Origin of the sequence: Streptomyces bathyalis (assembly GCF_015910445.1) — a bacterium.
GTDB classification, from domain to species: Bacteria; Actinomycetota; Actinomycetes; order Streptomycetales; family Streptomycetaceae; genus Streptomyces; species Streptomyces bathyalis.
The window spans coordinates 6,325,711-6,339,604 of the sequence record NZ_CP048882.1 but is presented as its reverse complement, the minus strand read 5'-3'; the positions used below and the strand labels follow the sequence as shown (position 1 = coordinate 6,339,604).

The window sequence follows — 13,894 nt, the reverse complement described above, 5'->3', positions numbered from 1 at the left end:
CCGCCCCTCACATGCGTGCCCGCTGGCCCCTGCCCCTCCCTCTGATGTTCTGCCACAGCGGTGAGCCGATCGCCACCAGCAGTACGGCGCCGCCGAGTTGGAGGCCGTGGCGGATCCAGTCGAAGCCACTGGTGACGCCCACACCCGCCCATGAGGCGATCGCGTTGCCGAGGACGCCTCCCAGAAGGCCGAAGATCACGGTCAGCCAGAGGGGGATGCGCTGTCTGCCCGGGATGATCGCCCGGGCGAGCACACCCAGCACCAGCCCGACGATGATCGCCCACAACCAGTTCATCGCACCTCCGTAGAGCGCCGGGTCCGCTGCGGCCCCGGCTCCTCGTGCCCTCGCCGGCGTAGTCCGTGCGCCGTCAGCTTGGCGCCGTACCGGCTACGCCGCACTGCGGAGTGGTCCGTACGGGCTGTGCCGCAGCATGACCGGTCCACACGACCGGGCGGCCCGGTCTCGAACCCGTCCGACCCCGGGCGTACCGTGAGAGAGGTCGTGTCCCCGGTGGCAGGCCGGGCGACCGGCCCGGGTGAGGTGGTGAGAGTGATGCGGAAGCAGCGCGGAGCCGAGGTCTTCCAGATCACCGGAGCCCGTCGGTCGCTCGACGACGATGTGCGCGGCAGGCAGCGGCGCTATGTGATCTCGATGCTGATCCGGACGGCGTCGGTGCTGCTGACCGTCGTCCTGTGGAACGTTCAGCGCCCGTTGGCCGTTGTGACGCTCGTGGTGGGCGCCTTGCTGCCGTACGTGGCCGTGGTGATCGCCAACGCGGGCCGGGAGAACGCTTCTTCGATGCCGTCGGCCTTCGTGCCCACGCACACGCGGCCCGCGCTCCCGTCGTCCGACTCGGTACCGGAAGCCCGCCGCGAGGCGGCCGACGGACCGTCCGGCGACCGGAGTTGAGCAGGCCGCCCGGCACCCGTGCGTAAAAGCTCAAGAAAAGCTCAGATCAATCATGTTGTTCCGCTGCACCTCGCAGGGGTCCCCGTGCCATACTTCATAAGCGCTCCGCATCCCCCGTCGGAGCGACAGACCGACGCCGGGCGGCTCCCCCCGTGGCTGCCCGGCGTCGCTTGTCTTCCGGGCCCGGGTGTTGGATAGGGGCCGTGTCTTCAAAGCCTTCTTCGCCTTTCCCGTTCCAGCCCTCCGGCCCGCCCGGCGACGGCGAGGCCTCCGAGAGCCCGATCTGCTCGGCCAAGGGCTGCCGTGCCCCCGCTGTGTGGGTACTGGCCTGGAACAACCCCAAGCTGCACACTCCGGAGCGCCGCAAGACATGGCTGGCCTGCGACGAGCACCGGGAGCACCTGTCGTCCTTCCTGGACATGCGGGGCTTCCTCAAGGACGTCGTCCGCCTCACGGAGTGGGAGGAGGGCGGCGGCCCCGGGCGCTCAGCCGCCGATGGCTGACATCGGACGGCCGGGCTGCACGAAGGCCCGTCGCGAGGTGATGCCGTGCCGGACGAAGGTGCGGACGGACAGATGTCCCGCCCGGAGTACTCACCTGGACGAGTTCGCGCGTCGAGCAGGGTGCCCAACGCTCTGACCTCAAGAAAAGCTCAGATCAATCGAATTGTTCCGGTGCACGTCGCAGGGGCCGCCGTGCCATCCTTCGAGGGCGTTCCGCACCCCGCGCCGGAGCGACGGGCCGACGCCGGGCAGCTTCCCCTTCGACGGTCCCGTCATCACCGGCTGGGGGATTTCTTGCACGACGTCTGAAAGGCGAAGGTGTGGTTGATCTCCAACAGAGCACGCGCAAGCACTGGACCGGCCCCGAGAAGTGGCAGGTCTGGATCGGACTGCTCGGCTTAGTCGTAGCAGTCGTCGGATGCGTCGGGCAGCTCGTCCGATAGGGCGCCCGCCCGTGAGACGGTCGCGGCCAGGGCACTGCAGAAGCAGAAAGCCCGGCCGATTGCTGGGCGACCGGGCTTGTGAACTGCATTGAAGGGTCTGGCTCGGGTTGCCTCCCGGGTCGGGCCCTTCAGTGTCGCTCGGGGGTTGGATGCAGACACACTCCCGTCCGACACAAAGAACTGTACTGGCGCGGCGGCCACAGTGGAGCTGGTTCTACGCTCGGGGATCCATCCGTCCCCCTGAACGTGCTGCTCAGGCAGGAGTGACTCCCCGCGCGACGGGACCGCCGCACCGGTTCTCAACAGCGGCCGCCGCCCCCCGGCGCTCAGCCGCCGATGGCTGACATCGGACGGTCGGGCTGCACGAAGGACGGGTCGTCGATGCCGGCGCCCGCCTTCTTGCCCCACATTGCCTGCCGCCAGCGCGCGGCGACCTCCCCGTCCTCCGCGCCGGAGCGCAGCGCGCCGCGCAGATCGGACTCCTCCGTGGCGAACAGGCAGGTGCGCACCTGGCCGTCGGCCGTCAGGCGCGTACGGTCGCAGGCGCGGCAGAAGGGCCGGGTGACCGAGGCGATGACACCGACGCGGTGCGGGCCGCCGTCGACGATCCACCGCTCGGCGGGAGCGGATCCCCGCTCGTCCTGACCTTCGGGGGTGAGGCTGAAGCGGGAGTTGAGCGACTCCAGGATGTCCCCGGCGGTGATCATGCCGTCGCGCTGCCAGCCGTGCTGGGCGTCGAGCGGCATCTGCTCGATGAAGCGGAGCTCGTAGCCGTGTTCCATGGCCCAGGCGAGAAGTTCGGGCGCCTCACCGTCGTTGAGACCAGGCATCAGAACGGAGTTGACCTTCACCGGAGTCAGGCCCGCGTCTCGCGCCGCGGCAAGACCGCGCAGCACATCCGCGTGCCGCTTGCGGCGGGTCATCCGCTGGAAGACCTCCGGATCGAGGGTGTCCAGCGAGACGTTGACCCGGTCGAGGCCGGCGTCGCGCAGCGCGACCGCCGTACGTTCGAGACCGATCCCGTTCGTGGTGAGTGAGAGCTTCGGACGGCGCGGCAGGGCCGCGCAGCGCTCGACGATGCCGGTGAGACCCGGCCGGAGCAGCGGCTCGCCTCCGGTGAACCGGACTTCCTCGACGCCGAGTTCGTCGACGGCGATGCGCACGAGGCGGACGATCTCGTCGTCCGTGAGCAACTCCGGTTTGGCCAGCCACTGCAGGCCTTCCTCGGGCATGCAGTACGTGCAGCGCAGATTGCAACGGTCAGTCAGCGAAACGCGCAAGTCGGTGGCGACCCGGCCGTATGTGTCGAGCAGCATTGCTGGCGGCCCTCCCACGGATTGTGCCGATGCTTCGCAGCGTACGGGACGCCACCGACATTCAACAGATCGTTGAAGTCAGCGGCGTCCCGCATGCGTGGCGCTCAGAGTGCGCCGTGGCCCGTCAGGGAGCGCACCTCCAGTTCCGCGTGCTTCTCCACCGCGCTGTCCTCCTTGGAGATGACCGAGCCGAGCCAGCCCAGCAGGAAGCCGAGCGGGATCGAGATCAACCCCGGGTTGGACAGCGGGAAGTAGGCGAAGTCTGCTTCGGGGAACATCGAGGTCGGCATGCTGGTGACAACGGGCGAGAAGAACACCAGCACGACCGAGGAGATGAGCCCGCCGTAGATCGACCACAGCGCGCCCTGGGTGGTGAACCGCTTCCAGAAGAGGCTGTAGAGGATCGTCGGAAGGTTGGCGGACGCCGCAACCGCGAAGGCGAGGGCGACGAGTCCGGCCACGTTCAGACCGCCGGCGAAGATGCCGAGGCCGATGGCCACGCCTCCGATGATCACCGACGAGATGCGGGCCGCGCTGACCTCCTCCTTCTCGGTCGCCTGCCCCTTCCGGATCACGTTCGCGTACAGGTCGTGCGCGAAGGACGAGGACGACGCGAGCGTGAGTCCCGCGACCACCGCGAGGATCGTCGCGAAGGCGACAGCCGAGATCATCGCGAGAAGGATCGCCCCTCCGGTCGAGTCGGCGCCGCCGCCGATCTCCTGGGCGAGCAGCGGTGCAGCGGTGTTGCCCGCCGGGTCCGATCCGGTGATCGTCTTCTGGGAGAGCAGCGCGGCAGCACCGAAGCCGAGCGCGATGGTCATCAGGTAAAAGACCCCGATGATGCCGATCGCCCAGTTCACGGACTTACGGGCCGCATTGGCCGTCGGGACGGTGTAGAAGCGGATCAGGATGTGCGGCAGCCCGGCGGTGCCCAGGACAAGCGCGAGCCCCAGCGAGATGAAGTCGATCTTCGAGGTGGCGCTCACCCCGTACTTCAGGCCCGGCTCCAGGAACGCGGCGCCCTTGCCGCTGTTCTCGGCGGCGGCGCCCAGCAGGCTGGAGAGGTTGTAGTTGAACTTGTGGAACACCAGCACGGTGACGATGAGCGTGCCCGCGATGAGCAGCACGGCCTTGATCATCTGCACCCAGGTGGTGCCCTTCATGCCTCCGATCGTCACGTAAAGGATCATGACGACACCGACGAGGACCACGATCAGGTTCTTGCCCGCATCACCGGAGATGCCCAGCAGCAGGGCGACGAGCGCGCCAGCGCCGACCATCTGCGCCAGCAGGTAGAAGATCGAGACGATGATCGTGGAGATGCCCGCCGCCGTACGGACGGGGCGCTGCCGCATCCGGAAGGCCAGGACGTCGCCCATCGTGTACCGGCCGGAGTTGCGCAGGGGCTCGGCGACGAGCACCAGAGCGACCAGCCACGCGACCAGGAAGCCGATGGAGTAGAGGAAGCCGTCGTATCCGGACAGCGCGATCGCGCCGGCGATACCGAGGAACGAGGCGGCCGACATGTAGTCGCCGGAGATCGCCAGACCGTTCTGGAAACCGCTGAACTCGCGGCCGCCGGCGTAGAAGTCCGTGGCGTCCTTCGTCTTGCGGCCGGCCCAGACCGTCACACCCAGCGTGAGCAGGACAAAGACGGTGAACAGTGTGACGATCAGAGTGCGGTGCTGGCTTGCGCCCTCGGCCGCGAGCTGCAGCTGCCCCGGTGACGAGGCCAGCGAGTGCGTGAGGCTCATGCTTCACCGTCCAGACGGTTCTTGATGGCCTTGCCCTTCGGGTCGAGCTTGGCCGCGGCGTGACGGGAGTACCACCAGGCGATGAGGAAGGTGGTCAGGAACTGGGCGAGCCCCAGGACGAAGGCGACGTTGATCGTGCCGACGACCTTGGTCGCCATGAACCCGCCGGCGTAGTTCGACAGCAGCACGTACAGCAGGTACCAGGCGACGAAGCCCAGAGTGAGGGGAAACGCGAATGACCGGAAAGCGCTGCGCAGCTCTCCGAACTCCGCGCTCTGCTGCACCTGCATGTAGTCCGTGCCGTCCGGTGGCGCAGACCTCTCGTTCTCTTGTGCTGAGTCCACGGGAACTCCAGTCGATGTGGGTGCTGGGTGAGGAAAATGAGCAGGTCGGGGTGTAGATACCAGCAGTGCAGTGCGGCGCATCGTAGATCTTCACAAGGGCCTGGCAACAGGGGGATGTCGTTGAGACACGGAAGAGTTATCGAAGACAAACCCGGGCCATCTTCGGGATTCCATTGCTGAGCAGCACCGAACGACGCTAAGTTCCCATCTCTGTGGTCAACTTCGGACAACATGGAGATCCCATGGATTCGCAACATTCCAGGCGGTGGCGAAGACTCGCGATGCCGCTGGGACTGGTTCTGACTGCTTCGCTGGGGCTGGCGGGAGCCGCCGTGGCAAGCGGACAGGACGCGCCCGCATCCACGAAGAAGGACGGCGAGAAACTGAGCTACGTCGTCAACACGGAGGCGGACGCCGGCACGGTGAAGCGTGTCAAGAAGGAGATATCGAAGGCGGACGGCAAGGTCGTCACCGCGTACGGGAAGATAGGCGTCATCGTCGCGCACTCGTCGAACGCGAAGTTCGCGGAGACCATGCGCTCGGTGAAGGGCGTGGAGACGGCAGGCGCGACCCGCACTGCTCCTCTCGAGAGCGCCTCCACCACAGACGTGGGGAAGCCGCAGTTTCTGAAGGTGCCGAAGTCGGCGACCGGGTCCGAGGCGAAGGCAAAGGCCCTGGCCGAGGACAAGGAGCCCCTTGAGTCCCTGCAGTGGGACAAGCGGGCCATCAGGGCGGACAAAGCCAGCAAGATCGACCAGGGCAGCAAGAACGTCACCGTCGGTGTGATCGACACCGGTGTGGACGACACGCACCCCGACCTCTCGGCCAACTTCTCGGCCAAGCAGTCGGCCAACTGCGTGGGCGGGAAGGCCGACACCACGAAGGGTGCCTGGCGTCCCTACGACCCGGCGAACGACTACCACGGCACGCACGTGGCGGGCATCGTCGCCGCCCCGCGCAACGGGGTCGGCGTCGCCGGCGCCGCGCCGGGTGTGAAGGTCGCCTCGCTGAAGGTCTCCGAGCCCGAGACCTCGCTCTTCTTCAGCGAAGCAGTGGTCTGCGCGATGGTCTTCGCCGCCGACCACGGCATCGAGATCACCAACAACAGCTATTACACGGACCCCTGGCTCTACAACTGCTCCGACGACCCGGACCAGAAGGCGATCACCGACGCCGTGAGCAGGGCCGTGAAGTACGCGACGAACAAGGGCGTCACCCACGTCTCGTCCGCGGGCAACTCCTCGCACGACCTGGCCGCGACCGAGATCAAGGACGACACCAGCCCTGACGACTCCAAGCCCGTGGAGCGCACGGTCAACCCGGCGGAGTGCCCGGACATCCCGAGCATGCTGCCCGGAGTGACCTCGGTCTCCTCCACCGGTGCCGAGGACGGGAAGTCCTACTTCTCCAACTACGGCCTCAACCAGGTCGATCTCTCAGCGCCCGGTGGCGACCGCCGCTACCAGACGCCTGAGGAGCCGGCCAAGGACGGTGGCGTGCTCTCGACGATGCCCGAGGGCGACTACGCCTACCTGCAGGGCACTTCGATGGCCGGACCGCAGGTCGCCGGTGTCGCTGCGCTCATCAAGAGCAACCACCCCGACGCCAGCCCGAAGGATGTCGCCTGGATGCTGAAGGCGCAGGCCAAGAGCGTGACCTGCCCCGAGTCCTACGACCCCGACGGCAAGGGCACGTACGAGGCCAAGTGCACCGGCCTCAAGGGCAACAACAGCTTCTACGGCCACGGAATCGTGGACGCACTCGCGGCCGTCAAGAAGTAGGAACGACCCATGGCGGGGTGAACGCCGGTGCCCGCGCCGCCTCTTGACCCAACTCGGTCAGGAAGTGACGCGCGGCGCCGGCGAATCCGCCGCCGGCGAGGGGCCGGGCTGCTCGTGCGGCCCGGCCTCTTGCTTGCCGCCGCCTGTACCACCCGTGCCGTTCTCCGTGACGACGGCAGCGGCGCTCGTCGCACCGTCCGCGATTCGCCCCTCGGGGGCCCAGCCGGGCCCGCGGAAGACCCTTCCGGCACGCTCGCTCCAGGTGCGCGCCGAGCGCAGATCACGCCCGATGGAGACGTACTCGTGCGTGGCCACGCGCAACGGGTTGTACGTCGAGATGTTCTTGGTCAGCCCGAAGACGCAGGGCTCGGTCTCCGGCGTGAAGGAACCGAAGAGCCTGTCCCACACGATCAGGATCCCGCCGAAGTTCCGGTCCAGATAGCCGCCTTGGGAGGCGTGGTGGACGCGGTGGTGCGAGGGCGTGTTGAAGACGAACTCGACCGGACGGGGCAGCTTGTCGATCCGCTCCGTGTGGATCCAGAACTGGTAGACGAGGTTCACCGAGGAGCAGAAGGCGAGCGCGGCCGGATGCACGCCGAGCGCGATCATCGGCACGTAGAAGGGCCAGACGGTCCACGTGGTCCAGGGCTGGCGCAGCGCGGTGCTCAGGTTGAACTTCCGGCTGGAGTGGTGCACGACGTGGCAGGCCCACAGGATGCGGATGACGTGGTGGCCGCGGTGGGACCAGTAGTAGAAGAAGTCCTGCGCGAGCAGCATCAGCGGCAGCGTCCACCACAAGATGGGCACGCGCAGCGGCGTCAGCTCGTAGATGCCCACGTAGATGGCCACGATCGGGATCTTCCACAGGGCGTCGAAGACGAGGCTGCCGAGCCCCATGCCGATGCTCGTGGCAGCGTCCTTTGCCTCGTATCCGGCGGCGTCATCGTCCGGATGAAGGCGATAACTCACGATTTCCAGCACCGTGAGCAGAATGAAGGCAGGTATCGACCACAGTACGACGTCAGGCAGCTGAGACGGCATGTCAGCAAGGTAGACGCGGACGGCGCCCCTCGCTAGGGGTTGTTACCGACAAGTATAAAATGAGTGGGCGTCAGCTGTGCCGCGAACGGCACCTCTCCGTTCCCCTCCTCGGGCGCTCTCCGGGCGACTCTCCCGGCCTGCCGTTCGGGCCGCACTCCCCCGCTCACCTGCGGGCGCGCCTCCGCAGGACGTGGACGCCCGTCGTCAATCCCCCGTGCACACAGGGACGTTGACACAGCGTCGGAACCACTCGCGCCGGCCCGGTCCGGGGCCGCGCGCGCGGCAGGCCCCGCGGGAAGTGTCAGTGCCGCCCCGTATTCTCTGTGACCATGCTCGAAGATCAGACGGCATTCCCGGGCGAGCCCGAGGACAGGACGGCGGCAGCCGGCCGGATCCCCGCTCAGTCACCAGCCGTCGGCTCCGCAGCAGGGCCCGCGTGGCCCGACGGATATCCGCGGGGCTACGCGGTGGTGGACGTGGAGACCACCGGGCTCGCCCGTGACGACCGCATCGTCTCCGCCGCCGTCTACAGGCTGGACGCGCGGGGCGAGGTCGAGGACCACTGGTATTCGACCGTCAATCCGCAGCGCGATCCGGGCCCCACCTGGATCCACGGCCTGACCACCGAGGACCTCGCGGACGCCCCGCTGTTCACGGAGATCGCCGACGATCTGGCGACCCGCCTCGACGGCCGCGTCCTGGTCGCACACAACGCCGTCTTCGACTGGTCGATGATCGCGCGGGAGTACGCACGCGCGCAGCGCACACCGCCCGTCCGCCAGCGGCTGTGCACCATCGCCCTCGCCAAGCAGCTGTCACTTCCGCTGCCCAACCACAAGCTGGAGTCGCTGGCGGCGCACTACGGCGTCTCCCAGCAGCGTGCGCACCACGCCCTCGACGATGCGCGTGTGCTGGCCGAGGCGTTCCGGCCGAGCCTCCATCTCGCCGTCCAGCAGGCGGTGCGGCTGCCGCTGCACGCCTGCCGGCCCCTCTCCGAGTGGCCCGAGGGGCCGGGTGCGGAGAGCGGCGGCTTCTTCTCCGGCCGCCGCGGCTGGGGGTCACGCCCGTACGGTCAGGGCTGGCGCCGCTCACGCAGACGGCCCGCGTGCCCGTACCCGAACCCGGGCCGGTACGAGCCGGACGGGCGGCTCGTGCAGGGGATGCGGGTCGCCATTTCCGGCGACACCTCGGTGGACCGCGAGCTGCTGGAGGACAGGGCGATCGAGGCCGGGCTGCACATCTCCTCGCACGTCTCGCGCCTCACGAGCCTGCTGGTCACCAACGACCCCGATTCCCTCACCTCGAAGGTGGTCAAGGCCCAGGCGTACGGCACTCCCGTGCTCGACGAGGCCGCCTTCAGCCATCTCTTGCGTGACGTGGCCCCAGCACCGGCGCGGTGAGCACCGGGGAGTAACGTCGTCAGACGTGTACCGCTTCCTGTTGTCCAGGCAGTGGGTGATCCTCACCCTCCTCGGCCTCGCCCTCATCCCCGCGATGATCGAGCTGGGTTTCTGGCAGCTGCACAGGCACGAGTCGCGGGTGGCGCACAACGAGCTGATCTCCTCCAGCCTCCGCGCCCGGCCCGTCCCCTTCGACCGGCTCAGCAGCCCCGGCCACGGCCCCGCGGAGGACGAGCAGTTCCGTACGGCGAAGGCGACGGGGCGCTACGACACCGGACACGAGGTCGTGGTGAGGCAGCGCACGGGTGCCGACGAGAAGTCCATCGGCTACTTCGTCCTCACACCTCTGATCCAGGACGACGGCAGTGCCGTCCTGGTCAACCGCGGCTGGATCGAGGCGGGCGGCGACCTCACCCGCTTCCCGGACGTGCCTGCACCGCCGCGTGGCAAGGTCACGGTCACCGGACGCGTCATGGCCGACGAGACGAGCGAGGCCAGCGGCATCAAGGACAAGCGGGGGTTGCCGCCCCGTCAGGTGATGCTCATCAACAGCCGCCAGCAGGCCGCGACGCTCGACAGGCCCGTCCTGCGCGGATATCTCCAGCTGACCTCCACTTCCCCGAAACCGGCAGGCGGTCAGCCCGAGCGGATCCCCGAGCCCGACCACAGCAGCATCGGCGCGCACATGGCCTACGCCGTCCAGTGGTGGCTCTTCGCCGCAGGGGTGCCGGTCGGCTGGGTGATCCTCGTGCGCCGTGAACGCCGGGACCGTGCGGAGGCGTCCGGCACGGGCTCTGCCGCAGCGGCGGCGACGGCCAAGGGCGGAGAGACCGGCGTCACCGGCGGCTCGGACGAGGCCGGAAGCGGTGACGACCCGGAGAACGCGGCACCCTCCACGCCCCCCGCCGGAATCCCTTCTTCCGCAGACTGACCCTGCCTCCGCACGCCGGTGAGGGGTGGAGCACACTGTGAGCCATGGATCTCGGGCTGAAGGACCGCGTCTACGTCATCACAGGTGCCACCCGCGGACTCGGGTTCGCGACGGCCGAAGCGCTCGTCGCCGACGGAGCCAAGGTGGTCGTCTCCGGCCGTACGGATGAGGCCGCCACCGAGGCCGCCGCACAGCTCGGTGCGGGGTCGGCCGTCGGGATCGGCGCCGACAACGCCGACCCGGAGACCGCCGAGCGCCTCATCGAGATGGCCAAGACCCGTTTCGGGCGCTTCGACGGCGTGCTGATCAGCGTCGGCGGCCCGCCCGCGGGCGTACCGGCCGACTCGCTCTCCGACGAGCAGTGGCGGTCGGCGTTCGAGACGGTCTTCCTCGGAGCGGTGCGCCTCGCGCGCACGGCGGCCGGTGAGCTGGGTGAGGGCGGCGTCATCGCCTTCGTCCTCTCCGGTTCCGTGCACGAGCCCATTCCGGCGCTCACCCTCTCCAACGGACTGCGCCCCGGACTGGCCGGCTTCGCCAAGACGCTGGCGAACGAGGCGGGACCGCTGGGGATCCGCGTGCTCGGCCTGCTGCCGGGCCGGATCGCCACGGAGCGGCTCCACTACCTCGACTCGCTGTCCGGCGACGGCAACGCGGCGCGCGAACGCAACGAGGCCGCGATTCCGCTGCGCCGCTACGGGACGCCGGAGGAGTTCGGGCGTACGGCGGCCTTCGTGCTCTCACCGGCGGCGTCGTATCTCACGGGCGTCATGCTGCCGATCGACGGCGGTTCCCGCCGCGGCTTCTGAGGCTTACGCGCCCGCGACGAATCGGGGCTCGCTCGGGACCGCACTCCGTGGCCGCGGAGGCGGCGGAGTGTCAGACCACCCTTTCGGGGCGGTGCTTGACGGTGCGCAACCGGACCTCCGCGGGAAGACCGTCCAGCGAAGCCGATGTACGCGCGTGTTCGAGGGCCTCTCCGGTGACGCGGGCCAGCACCGGCCCCGGTTCGGCGTGTGCCGCGAGCAGCAGTTCGACCGAGGCGCGCGGTGCGGTGCGCCGTCCGCTCAGCCGTACCGTCGCCTTGTCGACGCCCGGCAGCGAGGCGGCCTCCGCCTCCAGCACGTTGGACAGCGCCCTTCCGCGCAGCAACGCCCCCTCGCCCTCGCCGCTTTCGACCAGGACCTCGCCGAGCCTGCGCCTGCGCAGCTGCGCGAGCAGCCACCACAGCAGCAGGATGACCAGCACGGCCAGGCCGCCGAGGACCGCCGGCCACCACCAGCTCTCCGCGCGCCATCGGGTGCGGTCGGCGTCGGACAGCAGCACGTCGTCCGGCTCGGTCCACGGCCAACCGGAGGGCAGGCTGAAGTGCCAGTGCCTCGGCAGGTCGAACCCTCCGACGAGCACGGCGAGTCCGAGGGCGAGCAGCAGCACTCCGGCCACTGCCAGCACCACCCGGTTGACGCTCCGCAGGACTCCGTCCATTCAGCTCACCGCTTCTTCGCGCGCTCTACGTGTACGGAAAGCCCGGGCTGACGTGCGATGTGGAGCTGCCTGATGCCGTCCCCGAGGGCGGAGTCGAGGTCGCCGCGTACCTCGTCCAGGTCCCTGAAGTGCGCCTGCGCACGCGCCCGTACCTTGCGCCGCCCCACGGCGACGCGCACCGACTGCACACCGGACACCTTCATGGCGCGGTCCCGCAGCACCAGCGCCGCCGCCGTACGCTCCAACCCGCCACGCACGCCCGCTACTTCGCGGCGCATCGGAAGCAGGCCGCGGCGGCCGGGTGTGACGGCGAGCGTGATCAGCCATACGCCGAGCAGCGTGACGACGCAGGCGGACGCGAGGACCTTGGGGTCGTCGACAGGGGTGACCGCCATCTCGTCGGCGAGGGTGTGCCGCCATGCCATCGCGGAACGTCCCGCCCGTACGGACACGAGGTCGTAGAGCATCAGGCCCGCGGCGCCGAGTGCCAGCAGCGAGACGATGCCCGCGGGGAGCCGGCGGACCGACCAGAACCGCCTTGCGCGGCCTGCCTGTCCGGGGCTGCTGCCGGGGTCGTAGCCGGCTGCGGACGTCGACTGTTCCAGGTCTCCCCCACCGGCCCCCGGGGCTGCCTGTGACTCCTTCTCCAGCGTGGGCAGCCGCTGGGTGCGCTCGTCGCTCACCGGACCCTCCCGGACCTCTCGCCGTCCAACTGCTGGGAGTGCAGCCGTTCCACGCCCACGGCCACGTCCGGCACGTCCATGCCGACCAATTCCTTGACCCGCGAAACGACTTGACGGCGCACCGCAGCACACTGCGCGCCGATGTCGGAAGGGTAGCCCAGCTCGACCAGGATGCGGACCCGGGCGGTCCGGTCCCGCACCCTGGCGGAGGCGCGGGGCCAGTGACCGGGCCCGGGCGGCACCTGGAGGGCGGCCGGGGTGGCGCGGAGTGCTTCCCGCGCGGCCTGCACGGCGACCTTGGCGACGACCCGTTCGACGACGGTGGTCGCGCCCCGTTCCGCTCCGTCCGTCTCCTCAGTTGCGGTCACCGCCCCGGTCCCGTCACCTGCGCCGGCTCTCGCCACGGATCCGGAAGAAATCCTCCGCCCGCAGGTCGCCGTCGAGGAAGCGGCCCACGACGAAGCCGAAACCGCCCAGCGCCGCCACGAGCAGGAAGGCACCGAACCCGCCGAAATATCCGGCGAAGCCCAGCGCCATCCCTGCGATCAAGCCGATCACGGCCATGCTCATCGTGCGCCCCTTCGCTCAGTACCCATCCGCGCCACCCGGGCCGTCCGCAGTGCCGCTACTGCAGCCTGGTACGCCCCGGCTCCTCTCCTTCTTCGTCCTCTTCGTCCGGCAACTTGACGTCGCTCACGGCGATGTTGACCTCGACGACCTCGAGGCCCGTCATCCGCTCGACCGCCGAGATGACGTTCTCCCGTACGGAACGGGCCAGATCGGCGATGGCCACCCCGTACTCGACGACGATCTCCAGATCGAGCGCCGTCTGCACGTCACCCACCTCGGCGCTGACACCTCGCGCGGGCGACCTGCTGCCGCCGCCGGGGACGCGGTCGCGCATGGCGCCGAACGTGCGGGCCATGCCGCTGCCCAGCGCGTGGACACCGGGCACGTCGCGCGCCGCGAGGCCCGCGATCTTCTCGACGACACCGTCGGAGATGGTGGTACGCCCGCGCTCGCCGACCTCGGCCCTGGGACGGCGGGTCTCCCCCGCTCCGTCACGTGAGGCCGTGCGCGATCCCTGTCCAGATTCGAACCGGTTGCCGGTCTTGGCGTCGGCCATGGCCTTCACCCCTTTCCGAAAGGGAACGGTCGAAATTACCGCTCATGTGCCAGATTAGGTGCGCCTGCACCATTTCGCCTCGTACGCCCGCACCTGGGCGGGTGAACGCCTCTCATGGACCGCTCCCGGGCGGACCGCGGGAACAGTGCGTCACACAATGGATTCACACAGGAACGGAGC

General features: G+C 69.1%; 16 protein-coding genes. 6 read left to right on the top strand and 10 right to left on the bottom strand.

Features of this window, described 5'->3' with window-relative positions:
- Positions 1 to 7: 7 nt before the first annotated feature.
- Positions 8 to 295: a GlsB/YeaQ/YmgE family stress response membrane protein gene (locus G4Z16_RS27465; protein ID WP_197353304.1), complete on the bottom strand. Its 288-nt coding sequence runs from the start codon at positions 293 to 295 to the stop codon at positions 8 to 10.
- A gap of 258 nt (positions 296 to 553) precedes the next feature.
- Between G4Z16_RS27465 and G4Z16_RS27460 the strand changes: the two genes are divergently transcribed.
- Both G4Z16_RS27460 and G4Z16_RS27455 read left to right on the top strand, forming a co-directional pair.
- Positions 554 to 910, top strand: a complete 357-nt coding sequence (locus tag G4Z16_RS27460) for a DUF3099 domain-containing protein (protein WP_197353303.1) — start codon at positions 554 to 556, stop codon at positions 908 to 910.
- Positions 911 to 1,191: 281 nt separating this feature from the next.
- Positions 1,192 to 1,413, top strand: coding sequence for a hypothetical protein (locus G4Z16_RS27455; RefSeq protein WP_197354953.1), 222 nt, complete (start codon positions 1,192 to 1,194; stop codon positions 1,411 to 1,413).
- A gap of 769 nt (positions 1,414 to 2,182) precedes the next feature.
- On the opposite strand, the gene moaA is transcribed toward G4Z16_RS27455, so the two are convergent.
- The 3 genes from moaA to G4Z16_RS27440 form a co-directional block, all read right to left on the bottom strand.
- Entirely contained in the window at positions 2,183 to 3,172 is a 990-nt protein-coding gene (gene moaA, locus G4Z16_RS27450; RefSeq protein ID WP_197353302.1) for a GTP 3',8-cyclase MoaA, read from the bottom strand.
- A gap of 104 nt (positions 3,173 to 3,276) precedes the next feature.
- Positions 3,277 to 4,926 (bottom strand): solute symporter family protein, encoded by a 1,650-nt coding sequence (locus G4Z16_RS27445; RefSeq protein ID WP_197353301.1) that lies wholly within the window; start codon positions 4,924 to 4,926, stop codon positions 3,277 to 3,279.
- On the bottom strand, positions 4,923 to 5,216 hold the full coding sequence (locus G4Z16_RS27440; RefSeq protein ID WP_246531382.1) for a DUF485 domain-containing protein: 294 nt from the start codon (positions 5,214 to 5,216) through the stop codon (positions 4,923 to 4,925). The genes G4Z16_RS27445 and G4Z16_RS27440 overlap by 4 nt, the downstream gene beginning before the upstream one ends.
- A 296-nt stretch (positions 5,217 to 5,512) precedes the next feature.
- Here G4Z16_RS27440 and G4Z16_RS27435 point away from each other — a divergent pair, with 296 nt between their 5' ends.
- Positions 5,513 to 7,051, top strand: coding sequence for a S8 family peptidase (locus G4Z16_RS27435; RefSeq protein ID WP_425508127.1), 1,539 nt, complete (start codon positions 5,513 to 5,515; stop codon positions 7,049 to 7,051).
- Between the two features lie 57 nt (positions 7,052 to 7,108).
- Here the strand turns inward: G4Z16_RS27435 and G4Z16_RS27430 are convergent, their stop codons facing one another.
- A complete protein-coding gene (locus G4Z16_RS27430; protein ID WP_197353299.1) occupies positions 7,109 to 8,092 on the bottom strand; it encodes a sterol desaturase family protein in 984 nt (327 codons plus the stop codon).
- 329 nt (positions 8,093 to 8,421) lie between these two features.
- On the opposite strand from G4Z16_RS27430, the gene G4Z16_RS27425 reads away from it, so the two are divergent.
- Genes G4Z16_RS27425 through G4Z16_RS27415 form a run of 3 tightly spaced genes read left to right on the top strand, consistent with a single transcriptional unit; the run spans position 8,422 to position 11,229 of the window.
- Positions 8,422 to 9,492: a DEDDh family exonuclease gene (locus G4Z16_RS27425; protein ID WP_197353298.1), complete on the top strand. Its 1,071-nt coding sequence runs from the start codon at positions 8,422 to 8,424 to the stop codon at positions 9,490 to 9,492.
- A gap of 25 nt (positions 9,493 to 9,517) precedes the next feature.
- Entirely contained in the window at positions 9,518 to 10,423 is a 906-nt protein-coding gene (locus G4Z16_RS27420) for an SURF1 family cytochrome oxidase biogenesis protein (protein WP_197353297.1), read from the top strand.
- Positions 10,424 to 10,467: 44 nt separating this feature from the next.
- The gene (locus G4Z16_RS27415; RefSeq protein WP_197353296.1) at positions 10,468 to 11,229 is read left to right on the top strand and encodes an SDR family oxidoreductase; all 762 of its coding nucleotides are present in this window, start codon (positions 10,468 to 10,470) and stop codon (positions 11,227 to 11,229) included.
- A gap of 70 nt (positions 11,230 to 11,299) precedes the next feature.
- Here the strand turns inward: G4Z16_RS27415 and amaP are convergent, their stop codons facing one another.
- From amaP to G4Z16_RS27390, 5 genes are read right to left on the bottom strand one after another with little or no spacing between them, the layout of a single operon-like run.
- The gene (amaP, locus tag G4Z16_RS27410) at positions 11,300 to 11,905 is read right to left on the bottom strand and encodes an alkaline shock response membrane anchor protein AmaP (protein ID WP_197353295.1); all 606 of its coding nucleotides are present in this window, start codon (positions 11,903 to 11,905) and stop codon (positions 11,300 to 11,302) included.
- Between the two features lie 5 nt (positions 11,906 to 11,910).
- Positions 11,911 to 12,588 (bottom strand): DUF6286 domain-containing protein, encoded by a 678-nt coding sequence (locus tag G4Z16_RS27405; protein ID WP_425508126.1) that lies wholly within the window; start codon positions 12,586 to 12,588, stop codon positions 11,911 to 11,913.
- Positions 12,585 to 12,956: an Asp23/Gls24 family envelope stress response protein gene (locus G4Z16_RS27400; RefSeq protein WP_197353294.1), complete on the bottom strand. Its 372-nt coding sequence runs from the start codon at positions 12,954 to 12,956 to the stop codon at positions 12,585 to 12,587. Before G4Z16_RS27400 ends, G4Z16_RS27405 begins: the two co-directional genes overlap by 4 nt.
- A 13-nt stretch (positions 12,957 to 12,969) precedes the next feature.
- Entirely contained in the window at positions 12,970 to 13,158 is a 189-nt protein-coding gene (locus G4Z16_RS27395) for a hypothetical protein (RefSeq protein ID WP_028435533.1), read from the bottom strand.
- Positions 13,159 to 13,213: 55 nt separating this feature from the next.
- The gene (locus tag G4Z16_RS27390; RefSeq protein ID WP_197353293.1) at positions 13,214 to 13,714 is read right to left on the bottom strand and encodes an Asp23/Gls24 family envelope stress response protein; all 501 of its coding nucleotides are present in this window, start codon (positions 13,712 to 13,714) and stop codon (positions 13,214 to 13,216) included.
- Positions 13,715 to 13,894: the final 180 nt, after the last annotated feature.